At 57.8% G+C, this 18,119-nt stretch carries 18 protein-coding genes, 1 tRNA gene, 1 pseudogene and 1 other annotated feature; of the genes and pseudogenes, 8 read left to right on the top strand and 12 right to left on the bottom strand.

The genetic code is table 11. The features are described 5' to 3' along the window. Positions 1-2 precede the first annotated feature (2 nt). The 4 genes from RZS32_RS12110 to RZS32_RS12095 are packed head-to-tail and all read right to left on the bottom strand — an operon-like array spanning position 3 to position 2,981. A complete protein-coding gene (locus RZS32_RS12110) occupies positions 3-911 on the bottom strand; it encodes an OmpA family protein (RefSeq protein ID WP_339106646.1) in 909 nt (302 codons plus the stop codon). Positions 912-960: 49 nt separating this feature from the next. Further along, a complete protein-coding gene (locus tag RZS32_RS12105; RefSeq protein ID WP_317057234.1) occupies positions 961-1,527 on the bottom strand; it encodes a peroxidase-related enzyme in 567 nt (188 codons plus the stop codon). Between the two features lie 6 nt (positions 1,528-1,533). Continuing rightward, a complete protein-coding gene (locus tag RZS32_RS12100; protein WP_339106645.1) occupies positions 1,534-2,262 on the bottom strand; it encodes a GNAT family N-acetyltransferase in 729 nt (242 codons plus the stop codon). After that, the gene (locus RZS32_RS12095) at positions 2,259-2,981 is read right to left on the bottom strand and encodes a competence/damage-inducible protein A (RefSeq protein ID WP_339106644.1); all 723 of its coding nucleotides are present in this window, start codon (positions 2,979-2,981) and stop codon (positions 2,259-2,261) included. The genes RZS32_RS12100 and RZS32_RS12095 overlap by 4 nt, the downstream gene beginning before the upstream one ends. A 49-nt stretch (positions 2,982-3,030) precedes the next feature. On the opposite strand from RZS32_RS12095, the gene sfsA reads away from it, so the two are divergent. Then, on the top strand, positions 3,031-3,753 hold the full coding sequence (gene sfsA, locus RZS32_RS12090) for a DNA/RNA nuclease SfsA (RefSeq protein WP_317057230.1): 723 nt from the start codon (positions 3,031-3,033) through the stop codon (positions 3,751-3,753). A gap of 24 nt (positions 3,754-3,777) precedes the next feature. Then, positions 3,778-4,617, top strand: coding sequence for a type I methionyl aminopeptidase (map, locus tag RZS32_RS12085; RefSeq protein ID WP_317057229.1), 840 nt, complete (start codon positions 3,778-3,780; stop codon positions 4,615-4,617). A gap of 67 nt (positions 4,618-4,684) precedes the next feature. On the opposite strand, the gene RZS32_RS12080 is transcribed toward map, so the two are convergent. From RZS32_RS12080 to RZS32_RS12065, 4 genes are all read right to left on the bottom strand, one after another. Then, complete coding sequence (locus tag RZS32_RS12080) at positions 4,685-5,851, bottom strand: benzoate/H(+) symporter BenE family transporter (protein ID WP_317057228.1); 1,167 nt, start codon at positions 5,849-5,851, stop codon at positions 4,685-4,687. A 64-nt stretch (positions 5,852-5,915) separates the two neighbouring features. Further along, complete coding sequence (locus RZS32_RS12075) at positions 5,916-6,158, bottom strand: DUF3253 domain-containing protein (protein ID WP_317057227.1); 243 nt, start codon at positions 6,156-6,158, stop codon at positions 5,916-5,918. Between the two features lie 41 nt (positions 6,159-6,199). Beyond that, the gene (ileS, locus tag RZS32_RS12070; RefSeq protein ID WP_317057226.1) at positions 6,200-9,166 is read right to left on the bottom strand and encodes an isoleucine--tRNA ligase; all 2,967 of its coding nucleotides are present in this window, start codon (positions 9,164-9,166) and stop codon (positions 6,200-6,202) included. Between the two features lie 356 nt (positions 9,167-9,522). Further along, a complete protein-coding gene (locus tag RZS32_RS12065; protein WP_317057225.1) occupies positions 9,523-10,140 on the bottom strand; it encodes a glutathione S-transferase family protein in 618 nt (205 codons plus the stop codon). Between the two features lie 55 nt (positions 10,141-10,195). Between RZS32_RS12065 and RZS32_RS12060 the strand changes: the two genes are divergently transcribed. Then, complete coding sequence (locus tag RZS32_RS12060; RefSeq protein WP_317057224.1) at positions 10,196-10,828, top strand: MSMEG_1061 family FMN-dependent PPOX-type flavoprotein; 633 nt, start codon at positions 10,196-10,198, stop codon at positions 10,826-10,828. Positions 10,829-11,054: 226 nt separating this feature from the next. Further along, positions 11,055-11,432, top strand: coding sequence for a group III truncated hemoglobin (locus RZS32_RS12055; RefSeq protein ID WP_339106643.1), 378 nt, complete (start codon positions 11,055-11,057; stop codon positions 11,430-11,432). On the opposite strand, the gene RZS32_RS12050 is transcribed toward RZS32_RS12055, so the two are convergent. The 3 genes and pseudogenes from RZS32_RS12050 to RZS32_RS12040 form a co-directional block, all read right to left on the bottom strand. Further along, positions 11,429-12,427 (bottom strand): YcjF family protein, encoded by a 999-nt coding sequence (locus RZS32_RS12050; protein ID WP_317057222.1) that lies wholly within the window; start codon positions 12,425-12,427, stop codon positions 11,429-11,431. The genes RZS32_RS12055 and RZS32_RS12050 overlap by 4 nt on opposite strands. After that, a complete protein-coding gene (locus RZS32_RS12045) occupies positions 12,424-12,834 on the bottom strand; it encodes a GNAT family N-acetyltransferase (protein ID WP_317057221.1) in 411 nt (136 codons plus the stop codon). Before RZS32_RS12045 ends, RZS32_RS12050 begins: the two co-directional genes overlap by 4 nt. Beyond that, positions 12,831-14,257, bottom strand: a pseudogene (locus RZS32_RS12040) (YcjX family protein). The gene RZS32_RS12045 and the pseudogene RZS32_RS12040 overlap by 4 nt, the downstream one beginning before the upstream one ends. Before the next feature lie 150 nt (positions 14,258-14,407). Between RZS32_RS12040 and truA the strand changes: the two are divergent. The 4 genes from truA to RZS32_RS12020 all read left to right on the top strand — a co-directional run bounded on the left by truA (position 14,408) and on the right by RZS32_RS12020 (position 16,842). Further along, complete coding sequence (gene truA, locus RZS32_RS12035) at positions 14,408-15,178, top strand: tRNA pseudouridine(38-40) synthase TruA (RefSeq protein ID WP_317057219.1); 771 nt, start codon at positions 14,408-14,410, stop codon at positions 15,176-15,178. A 41-nt stretch (positions 15,179-15,219) separates the two neighbouring features. Then, positions 15,220-15,296, top strand: a tRNA-Arg gene (locus tag RZS32_RS12030). Between the two features lie 135 nt (positions 15,297-15,431). Beyond that, positions 15,432-16,211, top strand: coding sequence for a hypothetical protein (locus RZS32_RS12025; protein WP_317057218.1), 780 nt, complete (start codon positions 15,432-15,434; stop codon positions 16,209-16,211). Further along, positions 16,186-16,842 (top strand): hypothetical protein, encoded by a 657-nt coding sequence (locus tag RZS32_RS12020; protein WP_317057217.1) that lies wholly within the window; start codon positions 16,186-16,188, stop codon positions 16,840-16,842. The genes RZS32_RS12025 and RZS32_RS12020 overlap by 26 nt, the downstream gene beginning before the upstream one ends. A gap of 9 nt (positions 16,843-16,851) precedes the next feature. On the opposite strand, the gene RZS32_RS12015 is transcribed toward RZS32_RS12020, so the two are convergent. Next, positions 16,852-18,080 (bottom strand): IS3 family transposase gene (locus RZS32_RS12015; RefSeq protein WP_422395913.1). Its coding sequence is split into 2 segments (ribosomal slippage): positions 16,852-17,786 and positions 17,786-18,080, totalling 1,230 coding nucleotides; the frame shifts between segments, so codons are not numbered across the junction. After that, positions 17,677-17,793: a sequence feature (AL1L pseudoknot), on the bottom strand. It overlaps the preceding gene by 117 nt. Positions 18,081-18,119 lie beyond the last annotated feature (39 nt).

Below are 18,119 nucleotides of genomic sequence, written 5' to 3'. Positions count from 1 at the left end.
CTCTACTCCGTGTTCAAAAGCACCGCTTCAACGCGGCGATTGGCTTCGCGCCCCTCCGGTGTCAGGTTGCTTGCCACAGGTGCAAGATAGGCTGCCCCATCGGCCTCTAGCTGCTCGGGTGACACCGAATACTCCTGCACCAACCGATCACGCACCGCCTCAGCTCGACGTTTTGAAAGCGCGCGGTTAGGCGCCAGCCCACCGACCGTATCTGTATGTCCAACAAGCGCCACGCGGCGGGTGGTGTCCTTTGTCAAAAACTCTGCCAACGTTGTCAGCGACGCATAAGGGCCCGGACCCAATGAGCCTGATCCGGTGTCAAACTCAAGATCTGCCAAAACCACATGCCCAAGAGATTCCAGCCGTGCAACAAGCCCCTCACTCTCACCTGCATTGGGTAAACTGGCCGCAGCAGCTCCAGCCGAGACACTCAGACTTGGGGCGCTGTCGCCGGTTTGCGACACGCGCGTAACCTGCAAATATCCAACCGCCCCGACCCGACTGACAAGAAGCATGAGATAACTGGCATTTGGCTCACCCATGTCGGACGCACCCACCAAAAACCGGTAGTTGAAAAGGTCAACGAACATGTCAGGCGCAGGTAAAACGCCAATCTGATAGCGAAAGTCAAACCCGCCGCATTCCTGTCCCGCGCAATCCAGGATCACCTCATAGCCAGCTGCAATGATCTGATCCCGCAAAGGTCGCATGATCTGAAGCGAAGTCAGCCCAGGTGCACTGAATTGCCAGGCTTGTTTCGTCACCACACCTTCAACCTCCACTGACGGAATACGTTTGCCGTCAAAAGGACCGGTTGGCACCAGATAACTTGTTGTAGGCTGATCGATTTCCCGGTTCAAATTCGCGCTTGGCGGCAGTTCAAGTTCGAAAGCATGAGCGATCCCGCCCATCAGCACAATCATCAAACTCAAAGAAGCAAAGGCACGCCACATAAGAACCTCAGCGCGCCTGCGCATGATAGTCTGAATTGGGCTGCATGCCGGTGGCGCTGGCCACCCGGTTGGTCATGTTGAAGAACCCAACCACCGACGCAATGTCCCAGATATCCCGGTCACTGAACCCCGCATCGCGCAACGCCTGACGATCCGCTTCCGTGGTCTCGGCAGACGCTTTCGTGATCTTCTCTGCAAATGCCAGCATCGCCGTTTGACGATCATCAAGATCAGCGGCGCGCCAGTTCATGACCATGGCCTCGCCCAGCTCCGGCTGGCCCGACAACGCCCGAACCGCAGCGCCATGCGCAACCTGGCAATACCAGCAGCGGTTTATGGAACTCACCACCACCGCGATCATCTCGCGCTCCAGCTTGCTCAATCCGCTGTCGCCCAGCATCAGATCATTATACATCGCCGTGAAGGTATTGAGCTTTTCAATGTCAAAGGCATAGGCCTTCAGGACATTGGGAATCATACCCAATTTGTCCTGGCAGATATCAAAATATTTCTGCGTGTCGTCGGGAAGCGGGTCGACCATAGGCAGGTCAAGCGCAGTGGGATCAGTGTTCACGAGACGTCAGCCTTCTTTGATACGGTAATGATACTGTCCCACAACCGTCATGCCGAGGGAAGAGTAGAGCGCATTGGCACCCTGATTGGCCTTGGTGCAGAGTACCGCCAGATACGTGGCTCCCTGATCGGCGGCCCAGAAAGCCGCATGGCGGGTCAGATGCGTGCCCATGCGACGTCCTCGATGTGGCTCCAACACCTCAAGCGCATGGATCATGGCAATACTCTTGTGTATTGCAACAAAACCGGTTGCCGCCGGACGGCTGCTTTCACGCCCAAAAAGCGCAGTTTTGGGCCCGTTCACGCGCGCCATCACCTCTCGCCGCGCCGCGCCGATACCGCCCGCGTCCCAGATGTCTGCCTGAATGGCCAAGGGTGGCCAGATGTCAAAGGCGGTGACCTTGGGCGGGCGGTCCATGGTAAGGCGTTCTATATCGCACACATATAGATTGACCGGATCAATAATGGCGTAACCTGCATCTTCCAGGATCTGATCCAGCGCCTCTTCCCCTTCGCGGATCATAAACAAGGGTGTCTGACCAAGGGCCTTCATTGCAGTCTCAGCAAGGTGTAGATCGGCTTGTGAAACTGACCTGCGCGCTGTTGCCGCCGAGACTCGCTTGCCGCCTCCCTGACCGTCTCGCAAGGTCCATGCACCTGCATCTTGTACCGCCGCGGACGGCCAGGTGTGTTCTGTCACCTCATATAGCGTCTGAACATCAGGCAACCCGGTCATGACGCAAAAAGCTCTTTAAGCTCGTCCATTGCCTGATCAATCGACGCCTTGTCCTGCCCACGGATGACAACGTTTGAGCCAAACAGACCATCGCGTTGAAACGGGTAAGAACCAAAGCTAAGTGCGGAATACCTGTCGGCCAAATCCCCCAAGGGCCCGGCAATATCCCCTTCCCCCCGCATCACATCAAGCGCTGCTGACAATACTGGCGCACCACCTGTAAGCGTCGGCAAAAGGCCGGCCAACATGGCCTGGAAAATCTTCGGCACGCCCGCCATGACATGCACATTCTCAAGACTGAACCCCGGCGCACCACTCACCGGGTTGTCGATCAGCACCGCGCCGTCTGGAATCCGCGCCATGCGCAACCGCGCTTCGTTCAATTCCAGATCCTGCCGGTCATAATGCGCCTGCAGGATCGCCCGCGCATCCTCACGCACATCAATCTTCGCACCAAAGGCGCGCGCCACATTGTCTGCCGTGATGTCATCATGCGTCGGCCCAATCCCGCCAGATGTAAACACATGGCTAAATGATGCGCGCAGCTCATTTACCGCCGTCTGGATTGCACCGCCATCGTCGGAAATCACCCGCACCTCGCACAAGTCGATCCCATGCTCCGTCAACGCACAGGCCAAATGATGCATATTCGCATCCTTCGTCCGACCCGACAGGATTTCATCTCCGATCACCAGCATGGCAGCAGTAGGATTTGGCATTGTGCAGGGTACCTTGTGTCATATCACAGCCCGGTATAGGCCTGCTCCCATGCGCTTTCAAACCCCTCTTGAACCCGCCACGCTCATTCGCCGCTACAAAAGGTTTCTCGCCGACATCCGGCTTGAAGATGGCCGCGAGGTCACCGCCCATTGCGCCAACCCCGGCTCCATGATGGGCTTGGCGAAGCCCGGCACCAGGATTTGGGTCGAACCCAATGAGGATCCCAAGAAAAAGCTGAAATACGGCTGGCGGCTCGTCGATCACGAAAACGGCCATTTTACCGGCGTCGACACCAGCCTGCCGAACCGCGCTCTCAAAGCCGCCCTGATGACCCAAACTATCCCTGAATTATCGGCCTATGACACTGTGCTACCCGAGCAGAAATACGGCACCAAGAGCCGCATTGATTTCCTTCTGCGCGCCCTAAACCTGCCCGACGCCTATGTCGAAGTGAAATCCGTCACCCTCATGCGCCAGCCAGGCCTCGCCGAATTTCCCGATAGCGTCACGGCCCGCGGCGCCAAACACCTGACTGAACTGGCCCAAATGGCCCAATCCGGCCATCGCGCCCTGCTCTTCTACCTTGTGCAACGTACCGATTGCACAGAGGTCAGCGTGGCCGCGGATATTGATCCCACCTATGCGAGCGCCCTACAAACAGCTACAGCAAACGGGGTTGAAATCCTCGCCTATCACACTCAAATCACGCCTCATAGTATTGAGATTGGGAAGAAGTTACCGGTCTGCGACCCTCAAACACTGGCCCTTTGAAGCTATTCGGCCTAGATAAGCCCCATGGAACGAGCCGAGGACATCCCCTTGAACGAACAACACCGCGGCAGACTGACACGTGACGGTATCCGCATCCACGAGGCCGCGGACTTCGCTGGCATGCACAAAGCAGGTGCACTGGCCTCAAAAATTCTCGATGAAATTGCCGATCATGTCTTTGTCGGGCAAACCACCGGTGAACTGGATCGTCTCATTGAGGCAATGGTCGATGAGGCGGGCGCCAAATCCGCCACCATTGGCTATAAGGGCTACAAACACGCCAGCTGCATCAGCGTCAACCACGTGGTCTGCCATGGTATTCCCGGTGATAAAAAGCTCAAAGACGGCGATATCCTGAACATTGATGTCACCGTCATTGTCGACGGCTGGTATGGCGACACATCCCGCATGTATGTCGCAGGCCGCCGCAGCCGCAAAATCGAACGCCTCATTCAGGTGACCCACGATTCCCTGATGAAAGGCATCGAAGCGGTCAAACCCGGCAACACCTTCGGGGATATCGGCCACGCCATCCAATCTTACGTCGAAGGCCACCGCATGAGCGTGGTGCGCGATTTCTGCGGTCACGGGCTGGGCCGGGTGTTCCACGCCCCACCAAACGTGCTGCATTATGGTCGCGCTGGCGCGGGGTTTGTTCTGGAAGAAGGCATGTTCTTCACCATCGAACCCATGGTCAACCTCGGTCGGCCCGAGACAAAAATCCTCGCAGATGACTGGACGGCCGTGACCCGCGACAAATCACTCTCGGCACAGTTCGAGCACTCGATTGGCGTCACGTCAGACGGGTACGAGATTTTCACCCTCTCTGCCGGCAACCGCTTCCATCCGACCTGGACGGCATAAAGCGCCAGCGCTTGGCTTCTTTCTTGTCAAAAATACCCGAATCCGAACGCCGCCCAAAAGCACGCTGTTATGTGATGTTGCGCGTGTCCAATCGGCGCTGCACCAAATAAACCGCGCCGCCAACCAATAGCCCCCAGACAGCACCTCCAAGGCCCAAAACCGTCACCCCGGAAGCTGTGATCACAAATGTGATCACAGATGCTTCGCGACAGGTATCATCTGCCAAAGCTGACGTCATCGACCCTACGAACACGCCCAGCAAAGCCAACCCGGCAATTGTTGGCAACACCACCGATGGGGCCAATGCGGCAAAGGCTGTGATCGCGCCCGCAAACAGACCCAACCCACAGTAGATCGCTCCTGCCACAACCGCAGACCAGAACCGTTGTTCCTTGTCCGGATGGCTGTCTTCACTGGCACACATCGCCGCCGTAATCGCCGCGAGACATGTGGCTGGCGCACCAAAGGGCCCAGAGACTGCGCTGAATGCCCCCACCGTACTGAGAAGCGGCCGCGAACCCGGCGCATAGCCAAAGCTCCGCATCACCGCGAGGCCCGGGATGTTCTGCGTGGCCATCGTCACGATGTAAAGCGGCACGCCAATCCCCAACACCGCCGCAATCGAAAACTCTGGCATCACCAAGACGGGGTTCGGCACAATTGAGGCCGGATCATAGGCAGAAAGATCACCGTGGATCACCACGCTCAACCCCGCCACAGCCACCGCACCCGGCACCGCCAACAGCTTGTTTATCCGTCCCAGAACGAACCAGGTGATCAAAATCGGCACCACAACCGTTGGGTCCTCAATCACCGATGTCACCGGCAGAATGACAATGGACAAAAGAACACCCGCCAGCATGGCTTGTGCCAACGGCGTAGGTATTGCCTCGGCCAACCGCCCCAAGGGTCGCCAAAGTCCTGAAATCACGGTCAAAGCACCGGCAACAACGAACCCGGCGACGGCCCCGGCAAACCCCGCCTCAACCGGCGCAGTCACCGCCAGAAACGCCGCCCCCGGCGTGGACCAGGCCACCGAGGCCGGGATGCGATGCACCAGGCTGAGGAATACCCCCGCAAGACCCATCGACAGCGCCGCCGCCATCAATCCCGACGCCGCCTGATCCGGGCTGGCCCCCACGGCGGTGATGCCTTGAAGCAGAATGGGAAATGAACTGAAAAACCCCACCATCGCCACGACAAACCCGGTGGAAATCGTCTGGATCGGGGGCATAGCAGCGTCTCTTCTCTTTCTATGCAGCCAGGCTAACCGGTTTGCTCTCGCCAGAAAACAGGCATCACGCCAGATCTTGAGGCCCAAGCGACAGACGAATTGCCCCTTTGGCCGTCGATATGTCGATCTCTTCACCTTTTTGCGTCACGTGCAGCGGTAATGCCGCAGCAACCTGCCGAATACGCGGCATCAGAGGCCGCCAGTCCAACGCCAGCCGCCGCGCGGCCTCTGACGGGCATAACGTCTTATGAACCCCACGCTCACGCGCAAGATCCATCAAGACATCCGCAATGTCGTCATCCGTCATGGCATATGCCGTAGGGTGGGGTTTCACCCCACCCACCCGTTTCATCCCAACGCGCTATTGCACCGCCCGCAGGTCCCCGGATGCGCGTGGCTGCCCACATCCGGCAGTATCTTCCAACACCGCTGACATTTCTCGCCCTCGGCCTTTTGGAACACCACCGTGACACCATCCACTTCCGGCAGGCGGAACGCCTCAGCCGGGCTGGGATCACCGGTCAGCGAGACCGCCGACGTGATGCAGATATCCTCGAACGCCACAGATTTCAGCACCTCCAGCAGCGCCTCATCGCGCACATGCACCGTAGGCGCGGCCTCCAGCGAGGCACCAATCACCTTGTCGGTCCGCTGCACCTCCAAAGCCGCCGTCACCACGCGCCGCGCGCGCCGGATCTCGGCCCATTTCGCCGCCAGCGGCTCATCGAGCCAGTCTTTCGGCGTTTCGGGAATGTCCTCCAGATGCACGGAACTCTCCTCGCCTGGGAACCGCTCCAGCCAGACCTCTTCCATGGTAAAGACCAGCACCGGCGCAAGCCAGGTGGTCAGCCGGTGGAACAGGATGTCCATCACCGTGCGCGCCGCGCGCCGCTCTGCCGTGTCGCCATCGCAATAGAGCACATCCTTGCGGATATCGAAGTAAAACGCGCTGAGTTCTACGGTGCAGAAGTTGAACAGTGCCTGAAACACCCCTTGGAAATCATAAGCCGAATAGCCCGTTCGCACCCGGTGATCGAGCTCCGCGAGACGGTGCAACACCCAACGCTCCAATTCCGGCATCTCCGACGGCTCAACGCGATCACTCTCGCCGAAATGGCTCAGCGCCCCGAGCATAAACCGCATCGTGTTGCGCAAACGCCGATAGCTGTCGGCGGTCCCTTTCAGGATTTCCGGCCCGATCCGCTGATCATTGGTGTAATCCGTCTGCGCCACCCAAAGCCGTAGGATATCCGCGCCGTACTGCTTCACAACCTCCTCGGGCACAATCGTATTGCCCAGGGATTTGGACATCTTGTTGCCCTTCTCGTCCAGCGTGAACCCGTGCGTCAGAACCCCACGATACGGCGCACGCCCGATGGTTCCACAGGCCTGTAGCATCGAGGAGTGAAACCACCCACGATGCTGGTCGGTGCCTTCCAGATACAAATCCGCCAGCCCATCCTCTGACCCATCCTCCCGGTCGCGCAGCACAAAGGCATGGGTGGATCCAGAGTCAAACCAGACATCGAGAATGTCATCGACCTTGTCCCAGTCATCCGGGTTATAGTCATTGCCCAGAAAGCGCTCTTTCGCGCCGGGTTTGTACCAGGCATCCGCGCCCTCTTTCTCGAACGCCTCCAAAACACGCGCATTCACCGCGTCATCGCGGAGTAGATAGTCGTCATCCGTCGGCAATGCGCCCTTCTTGGTGAAGCAGGTCAGCGGCACACCCCAGGCCCTTTGGCGCGAAAGCACCCAATCTGGCCGCACCTCTATCATCGAATAAAGCCGGTTGCGCCCCGTCTGTGGCGTCCACTGCACCAGCTCGTCAATCGATTTCAGCGCCCGCTCCCGGATCGTCGTGCCGTACTCATCCTGCCCATCGCCAACAACCTTATCCACGGCGGCAAACCACTGCGGCGTGTTGCGATAGATGATCGGCGCTTTCGAGCGCCAGGAATGCGGATAGGAATGCTTGATCTTGCCGCGTGCCAGCAGACCACCCACCTCAACCAGCTTGTTGATGACGGCGGTATTGGCATCCCCCTCTTTGCCCTTGCGGCTGAGGATATAGGTCCCTCCAAAGAACGGCAGATCAGCCCGGAACGATCCGTCATCCATGACGTTATAGGTGATCACCTGCTCCAGCATGCCCAGATCACGGTAAAGCTCATACTCCTCCATCCCGTGGGATGGGGCGCAATGAACAAACCCGGTGCCCTCCTCATCGGTCACAAAGTCAGCCGCGCGGAAGTCGCGAGGATCGTCCCATTCGCCATTGGAACCTGTGGCCCCGGCGAGGGGGTGTGCCAGCGACAGGCCCGACAACTCTTCAGCCGTCACCTCCCGAACACGGGCCCACTGCCCCTCTTCCAGACGAGCACGCGCCATGACATCACCCGCCAGTTTATCTGCAAGGATGAACTTGTCGCCCACATCGGCCCAACATTCCTCGGGCGTTTCAGTCACCTCATACAGGCCATAGGAAATCTCGGATCCATAAACAACGGCCTTGTTAGAGGGGATCGTCCAGGGGGTCGTCGTCCAGATGACCACAAATCCACCCTGAAGATCATCAGCGACCTTTCGAACAGCGAGGCGCGACCCAGCACTAGACCTAGTTTCCTTGCCCTGAACCCTAAACTTCACCCAAACCGTAAAGCTCTCCTTGTCGTGATACTCCACCTCCGCCTCGGCCAAGGCCGTCTGCTCAATCGGTGACCACATCACGGGCTTTGACCCCTGGTAAAGCGTACCGTTCATCAGGAATTTCTGGAATTCCTCCGCGATGATCCGCTCGGATCGGTACTCCATCGTCACATAAGGTTTCGACCAACGGCCCGTCACACCCAGCCGCTTGAACTCTTCGCGCTGAATATCGATCCAGCCTTCGGCAAATTTCCGACATTCCTGTCGGAAATCGACCACATCAACCTGATCCTTGTTCTGCCCTTTGGCGCGGTATTGCTCTTCGATCTTCCACTCGATCGGAAGCCCGTGGCAATCCCAGCCGGGGATATAGCGCGCATCGCGCCCCATCATCTGCTGGGACCGCACCACCATATCCTTCAGGATCTTATTGAGCGCATGCCCGATATGCAGATGCCCGTTGGCATAGGGCGGCCCATCATGCAGCGTGAACGGCTCACGCCCCTCCGCCTTGTCGCGCAGGCGCGTGTAGATACGCATCTTATTCCACCGCTCAAGCCACTCCGGCTCGCGCTTGGGCAGGCCTGCGCGCATCGGAAACTCGGTCTGCGGCAGGTTCAGTGTCTCTTTGTAGTCCAGTGTCGTATCAGTCGTGTCGGCGCACATCGGATGCGTCCTTTTCATCGTCAGGTGTCTTAGAAAATCAGGGGGCGGCGCGAGCGTCCAAACGCCTTGTCCCGGCGGCTCAATGGTCTCAGAGCGCCGGGCATATAATTCGAATAATGATGGCACGTGCATACATCATGGCCGCGGTTATAGGCAGGGGCGCAGGTGGGGGCAAGAATGAATGCGGGGGATGATATAACGCAGTCCCGACCTCCGAGCCGGGACCTCCTAGCCGTTAAACACTGATCTATATGTAAGCAGTGCCTTTGGTGAGGTAAATTAAACCACCCCGTCATCCTCGGGCTTGACCCGAGGATCTCTTGACCAAAAGATCCCCGATCAGGTCGGGGATGACACTACGCCCCATAAACCTCCCTAACACTCTCCCGCTCGGCCACAGCACCTGCGATCCGCGCCACATTGGGAAACTCACGCAATTCAGGATGCCCTTTCTCCGCACTCAGCCACGTGGTCAGCATATAGAGATAGATATCCGCCGCGCTGAACCGCGCGCCAAGAACCCAATCACCATCACCAATCTGATCCTCAACCACCTGCCAGCTTTCGCGCAAACGCCGCGCGCCGCGCTGCACGGCCTTTGGCTCATCGGCGGGATCATCCACAAACCGGTCCGGGTAATATGTCTGCTGATAGGCGGTCTGCACTGTGTTGGAAAAATAGACGAGGGTTTGCAAATAAAGCGCCCGCTCAGGCGCATCCATTGCCGGGGCCAATCCCGCCTCTGGATGCCTGTCGCACAAAAACACCGTGATCGCCGCCGCTTCATACATCGCACCCTCGTCCCAAAGCAGCACCGGCACCCAGCCATTTGGGTTCACCGCCAACTGCCCCTTGGGACGCGGCAGAGACCGGTCAATCGTGCTTTCCAAAAGCTCGTAGGGCACGCCGATCTCTTCCAGAACGACCCGCACCCCCATAGAGGCGCTGCCAGTGGCGTAATACAGTTTGTACATAAGTCCCCTCTTCGGTCAGACTGTGCGTGACCCAACCCTCTCGCAAAGAAGACCCATGTACCAGCCCAAAGACGTCCTCACCTCAATCGATCAGATCTACGCCGACATGCGCCGCCCCTACGACAGCCAGACGGGCAAATTCATCGACCATGTGGATGATCATATCCGTGTCTGGATCGAACATTCGACCTTTCTGACCATGGCCACGGTGGACAAGTCCGGCAACATGGATGTCTCGCCCAAAGGCGACCCGGCGGGCTTTGTGAAGGTGCTCGACCGCAAAACGCTCGCGATCCCTGACCGTCCCGGCAATCACCGCTATGACGGGTTTCAGAACCTCTTTGAGACCGGCCGCATCGGCCTTGTCTTCTTTGTCCCGCACCGCACCGAAGTGGTGCGCGTGAATGGCAGCGCCGTGGTGGTGCGCGACATGGAGGTGCGCGAACAATGCGCCATTAAAGGCCGTATCCCTGACTTCGCCGTCATCGTCACCGTCGAAGAAGCGTTCTATCACTGTGGCAAATCAGTGATCCGCTCCCGCCTCTGGCAATCCGACGCCCATCCCAAGCCCGAGGGCCTGCCCACCTATGCCGAAGCGCTCATCGCCCATGGCAATCTCGACGTGGACTATGACGACATGCACGCCCATTTGCGCAACAATGAAGAAAACCGGCTTTACGACGAGTAACCCCACCGCGCGGTCTGTTAAACCGCCCTCACACCGTCATCGGCACCGACGCAATACCGACGTGATACCGATGTCATACCGACATGAGTTTTCCGCTCAAAATCAGTGCGTTAACCATGATTCGCGTACAGAACGTTGCAAACACCGCTCTCACGCGCCAAACTTCTGCCATGACCACCGCCCTGCCCCCCGATTTGACATCACACGTCCCGAAATAGAGCGTGTTGTGGCCGCCTTTTACGAGGCCTGTCGTGCCCATCCCGGGTTGGGGCCTGTTTTTGCCAAACATGTCGAGGATTGGGACGCGCATGAGTCCAAGGTGGCCGACTTCTGGGCCGGTACAATCCTGCATGAACGTGGATACGAGGGCAATGCACTCGCCGCGCATGTGAACGCAGGGAATGTTCAGCCGGGTATGTTTTCCACCTGGCTGGCGCTCTTTGACAGCGTGCTCAAAGCGGAACTGACACCTGATCAAGCCGCAGCCTGGTCTGCCCTGACGCATCGCATTGGGCAGACCCTGCGCGCCGGTGTTGTGGAACGTGACACCTTACCGGACGGCATTCCAAACCTGGGAAAAACTGTTTTTTCGCCAAAGGCTTAGGTTTTACTGAAGAGGCCAGTGAGTGCTCTTTGCACCAACCGCGTCACCGAAGGCCTTTTGACCGTGGCAAACGGTATGGGTCGGCACACCTCCATCGCGGCCACGCCAACCCGCGCTGTAAGCGCGCCGTTCACAATCCCCTCTCCAAAGCGGCGCGACAGCTTGGACAGCACCCCTCCTCCGGCTATGGATCCGATCATGTCATCGCCAATCGCCACAGCCCCGGTCGCCACCAAATGCGTCATCACCGCCCGTGCCAGACGCCAGCTGCCCAATGTGCCCGATCGTCCACCATAAACTTCTGCAATGCGTCGGATCATCCGAAGGTTCGCGGTAAGAGCGGCAATGACATCCGCAAAGGCCAGTGGCACGATGGCCGTGACTGTCGCCACCTGCCGGGCAGCCGCTTCGATCTCACGGCTTGCGGCCAGATCGAGCGGCTTCAGAATTTCGGTTTCTGCCAGCCCCAATAATCCGGAAGCATCCAACTGATCCTGCTCTAACGCACGGACCCGATCCTGCCCCCAGCGCACGTCCTCTCGCCCCGCATAGAGCCGGTTTAGATCGCGTAGAACACCCCGCGCTTCACTGAGGTCGGATGTGGTCAGAGCCGTTTCAGCCCGGCGGTGGAGACGATCCATACGAGACAAACGCGAAAACGCGGCAAGCTCGCGTAAAACAAGCACAAAACAGACCAATGCAAAGGCCGCAACAAGGCCTGTTACCGCATACCCCAACACAGGGTTCTGCGCGATAAGCCCGGTGACAAAATTCCATGCGGCAATTGAAACCACTGCACCCAAAAGCGTCAGAAGCAATCCCCAAAACAGCCGCGCCAGACGCGATGGGCGTCGACTTGCAAGTGTGGCCATGGTTCGCATCGCACGCCCTTCGGGTGCGATATCCGTTGTCACATCAGGCACAGGCGGAACTTCGGTCGGATTGGGTGCCTGCGCCTCATCCTCCAGATCAATCAAAACCGGACCTTTATTCATGGCATGCTCCTTCGTTCCGGCGGCCAGACCATCAGAATATGTGCCCCCTGAGGCCCCGCGCGGAGCTTTTCGGCAAAGCCGTGACGGCTATAGAACCGCCGCGCAGACCTGTTGGTTTGGCGCACCCAAAGGTCAATCGCGCTCGTATCGGATTGCGCATCCATCAGCAAAGCTCGCCCCACACCAGCCCCCTGCCCGCGCGGGTGAACATAAAGCGCATGAAGCCGGGCATCGTCCCGCATGGCAAAGCCAACTGGCCCCTTGGCGTCTTCTATCACCCGCACCCAGCCACGCGCTGTCACTTTGAGCATCACCCACACGTCTCGAAGCCCGTCGGATTGGTGATGCGCCCAAAGAATGCGCAAGAGCGAAGGTACCTGCCAGATTTGCGCGACCTGAGGCGTCATAGCCGATCTCCGACCAAAAACTGTGCCGCGCGATCAAGCCGGATATGCGGCGGACCCTCGCCCGGCTTGAGCGTCAGAGGCGCAGGCGCAAATTTCATCACTTCGTACTGTTCCTCAAGCCAGCGCTCAGCCCCGTCGCGCGCCGGAGTAAGGATCTTGCCGGGATCTTCCGGCAAAGCCCCAGGAAAAAAGCCGCCTGTTTTCCGCGCTTGCCACTTTGGGTCAAAAGCGTGCCGCGAACGCAGTTGAGTGTCTCACCTTTATGCGTGCGCGTTTCCTCCGTTGTGGCCCGGATTGAGGCGAGTGCCAGCGCAGATGTTTCTGCCCCGGCAAACGCGGCCCGGTCGCGTGCATCTCTTAATAGCGCCTCTATCAGGGCCGTGAGTTGCGCATGCTGTGAATGATGCAGATGATCGGCTTTCGTCGCAGCAAAGAGGATTTTCTCAACTCTGCGGCCCATGAAAATTCGGCTGAGGAATGCATTGGTCCCCGGACGAAATGCCTTCAGAATATCCCGCATCGCGCGACGCATATCCTCCACCGCTTGTGGGCCGGAATGCACGGCGCCCAACGCGTCAACCAGCACAATCTGCCGGTCAATTCGGGCAAAATGATCCCGAAAGAACGGTTTGACGATGCGGCTTTTGTAAGCCTCAAACCGCCGCTCAAACTCGCGCCAGAGGGATTTACGCCCAGGCTTGGAGGGCTGCGGCAATGGGGCAAACGTCAACACGGGCGAGCCAGCCAAATCACCCGGCAGAAGGAACCGCCCCGGTGTGCAATCCGACAACCCGGCTGCGCGCGCCTGCGCAAGGTAGTCGGTGTAACTTTTGGCCAGCCTTTGCGCCACCGTTTCGTCCAGTAGGGCAGCCGCATCCTGCGCACGCATCGTCTCAAGATACCCGGCCGCTTCGGACCGCGCGTCGATCCGCGACAGGGTTTCCTCCGACCACTCTGCAAAGCTTTTGTCCAGCAACCCCAGATCCAAAAGCCATTCACCCGGATAGTCGACAATATCCACATGCACCGTGCGAGGCCCCTGCAGGCCACCCAGAAGGCCCGATGGTCGTACGCGCAAGGAGAGGCGCAGCTCTGAAATGGCCCGCGTGCTTTCGGGCCAATGCGGGTTCTCTGCTGTCAAAGCGCCCAGATGGGTTTCATAGTCAAAACGTGGCAAAGTGTCGTTTGGCTGTGGTTGCAGATAGGCCGCCGTGATCCGGCCATCCGCTGCGGCCAAGAGGCCAGGCATGCGCCCGCGATCCATCATATTCGCCACAAGCGAGGTGATGAACACAGTTTTACCAGCCCGGCTCAGCCCGGTGACACCAAGGCGAATAACCGGCTCTCGAAACACGCCTGATACGGTGTCCGACACGCTCTCAATGCCGCGTGTCAGCCCATCTGCTAATGTGGTGATCACCAATGACTGCCCCCTTTGGCCTCAAGATAAGCGTGCGCCGCTCTGCTTGCCAGAGGGAAGTCAGCGGGGAATTTTCACGCAAAAACGTATCGGAAGAACAGGCCGCATGACGAGGGATTGTGCATAACCCAATACGCAGGCTACAAGCCCGCCATGCCACGTTATGCCCTGAAAGTTGAATACAATGGCGCGCCTTTTGCCGGGTGGCAAAGACAAGCCGACCAGCCATCGGTACAAGGCGCCATTGAGGCCGCTCTGGCCAAGCTGGAACCGGGCGCGCACACCATTGCCGCAGCAGGACGGACCGATGCGGGCGTGCATGGGTTGGCACAAGTGGCACAGTGCGATCTGGAAAAGGACTGGGATCCTTTTCGCCTGTCTGAAGCGCTCAATCACCACCTCAAGCCGCTTCCCGTGGCAATCCTGGACTGCGCGCAAACGGATGAAGATTGGCACGCAAGGTTTTCAGCCGTAGAGCGGCAGTATCTCTTTCGGCTTTTGATGCGCCGCGCGCCGGCGACCCATGATGCCGGGCTGGTGTGGCAAGTGGCCTATGATCTGGATGTCGACGCCATGCGTGCAGGTGCGGCACATCTCATCGGCAATCACGATTTCACCACCTTTCGGTCCAGCATCTGCCAGGCCAAAAGCCCGGTAAAAACACTGGATGAGATTAGAATCGAATGGCAGGAGGGATTGAGTGGGCCGGAAATACATTTCCACCTGCGCGCCCGGTCGTTCCTGCACAACCAGGTCCGGAGCATCGTTGGCACCTTGGAACGTGTAGGTCGAAGCGCATGGGTGCCAGACGACATAAGAACGGCTTTAAAAGCCTGTGACCGCGCGGCCTGCGGCCCGGTCTGCCCCCCGCAAGGTCTCTATCTTGCTGGCGTGACATATCCCAACGACCCATTTGCCGATTAGCCTTTGATCTTGGCCTGTGACGCGGCTAAACCAAAGCCAGCGGTCCCGTAGCTCAACTGGATAGAGCAGCTGACTTCTAATCAGCAGGTTCGGGGTTCGAGTCCTCGCGGGATCGCCAATTATTTCAAATATTTAAAGCTTATTTTATTTTTGTCGCCCTTGTATGGGTAAGCATTGGGTAAGCTTAGCGACCTCCTTTTTGTTTGATTTCTTCCATAGGTTGCGTCAGCGTTGAGACCACAGGGAGAACGTCATGGGCCATATTCGGCTCGGCACATTGCCACAGTCAAAAAAGTGGCGAGATGTCGTTGATTTAATTGATTCTGATGCGCCGATTGACGCGATAGCCGAGGCGGCGGCCTGGGCGTCAGAACTCGATCTTTCACGTGCCAGCGACGACCCCCGATTTCAATTTATCAGCGCCCTACTTGTACGATTACCTTTGATGGCCCGAGCGCCGGGTTTCGAGGATGCATTGGCTGGACTCGGCGTGGGTGAAAACCCGCTGACCTCGGTGGCAGGATTGCTCTCCGGCCTTGAGCTGGTAATTGACCAACAGAGCTTCAAAACCGGTGCCTCATCGGATGCAGGCGAACTCGCAAAAACAGCATTTCTTGAAACGCTCTCGGTCCAATTGCGCGACCAGTTACCAACACTCTTTGAACCGACGACACAGGAGATTCGCGCGGCTCTTGGAAAATATTCGTCCGGAGATCGGTTCGCGGAACTCGCCCGTGATTTCTTCGCCCGGCTGTCATATCGGTCGCTTGACTATTATCTCAGCCGCGAACTGGCCAACCACACGGGACAAGGCAAACGGTTCGCAGATGATGCGCAACGAGTGGCCTTTCAACACGCATTAGCTCAACACACCTTCGAGGCATCGAGGATCGTCAAGGAGTTTGCGACCGGTTGGTATGGCAAGACCGTTTGGCAGAAGCAGGCGCTGGATCAGGAGAAGATAGACCGCTTCACCAAATACGCATTCAAGAAAATGAGGTCCGAGCTTGGACGGCGTCGCGACAACGCATGAGCATCATGTCCGATGCCTCGCTCCGCTAACCAAAACCGGCGGCGATGAGAAACTTCGTTTTGAGATTAACGGAAAACCTGTGGGCGTGAAGCTACGGATCAGCCAATTGAACAGTCAGTTGGTGGCCGGGCTACCGGATCGTGCGCTAGACCTGTTGGAAGTAGCAGCGCTTATCTATGGCGCGGACGCCGCCGTAAGCCGGGGCGGACCAGTGGATCAAAATCTGGGCCGGAAATGGCATCGCCGGTTCATTGTTGAAATGCCGGTACGTGATCTCCTGTTTTGGCATTCGGGAAAGATTGCACAAACGCTCGAAGAAACATTGATGTTTCTCTCCGATGACCGATTTGAGTTTGAGTTCACACAAAAGAATGAGCCCGATGCCGAACGCACGCGGTTCTTCAAATATGACAAAGAAAGCTCTTGGAAGGCAGATCGTATCCTGATGTTCTCGGGGGGCTTGGACTCGTTTGCAGGCGCATTGCAGGAGATTGTCGAAAATCGTCAGCACGTTGCTCTTGTTAGTCACTTCTCGGCGACGAAAATCGCGCCTATACAGCGAAACCTACAAAAGGTTTTAGCCAAGAAATTTGGAGACCTGAACCGCCCCGGTTTTGCCGGAGACTGTTGAGTTCGTATTTCAAGCTGCGATTTTGTTTGATTTCAAGGCTTGTTCGTATTTCTCCTCCGCTTCGATTGGTGTGATGTAGCCGAGAGGTTCGAGCAAGCGTTCCCTATTGAACCAATCGACCCATTGCAGGGTTTCCCATTCGACCTGATCTTTGGACTTCCATGGCCCCAGCCTGTTGATGACTTCCGTTTTGAACAGGCCGATGATTGTCTCAGCCAGTGCATTGTCATAGCTGTCGCCGACGCTGCCGACGGATGGTTCCAATCCTGCATCGACCAAACGCTCTGTGTACTTGATCGATACATATTGCGATCCGCGATCTGAATGATGGATCAGTTTCTCAGCAGGTCTGCGCGCATGGATCGCCTGTTCGAGCGCATCCAAGACAAACTGCGTGTCCTGTGTTGTCGATGCTTTCCAGCCGACGATCCGGTTGGCGAAGGTATCAATGACAAAGCCCACGTAGACGAAGCCCCGCCAGGTGGACACAAACGTGAAGTCGGACACCCAAAGCTCGTTTGGCATCGCAGCCCGGAACTGGCGATTAACCTTGTCCAGTGGGCATTGATCGGCAGGCTGACCATAGGTGGTTTTGACCTTCTTGCCCCGCCGAACGCCTTGAATACCAAGCTGGCGCATCAAGCGTTCAACCGTGCAGCGGGCGATATCGATCCTCTCGCGCTTCATTGCATGCCACAGTTTACGTGCGCCGTAGACTGATCTGTTCTTCTCCCAAACGTCTTTCATCTCTTTGCGCAGATACGCATCCCGCTTGGCGCGATCCGATGCACGGTCAGGTTCGCGTTCAACGGCCAGATGCTCGTAGAAAGTCGACGGGGCAATCTGCAGAACACGGCACATCGGCTCGACCCCATGCACGCTTCGGTGCTCCTTGATGAAGGCAATCATTTGCGGAATGGGCGGTCGAGCTCCGCCTGTGCAAAATAAGCAGATGCCTTTTTGAGGATCTCATTGGCCTGACGCAGTTGCCGGTTCTCGCGTTCAAGTTCCTTGATGCGTTCCCTCTCAACCGTCGTCAGACCATCACGCTTACCCGTGTCTGTCTCATGTTGTTTGACCCAGATGCGCAGGCTGTCCCTGCTGCATCCAACCTTCTGAGAAATCGACAAGATTGCTGCCGATCTGCTCGCATATTCTGCCTCGTGATCCAAAACCATCCGCACCGCTCGGGCGCGCAGTTCCTCTGGATAACGTGTTCCGTTCTTCGTCTTTCCCATAACCCAGTATCCTTACTTCTGGGTCTCCGGCAAACAAGG

It is taken from the genome of Roseovarius sp. W115, from assembly GCF_032842945.2.
Lineage (GTDB): Bacteria > Pseudomonadota > Alphaproteobacteria > Rhodobacterales > Rhodobacteraceae > Roseovarius > Roseovarius rhodophyticola.
The sequence above is the reverse complement of the archived record's forward strand: the minus strand, read 5'-3'. Positions and strand labels throughout refer to the sequence as shown.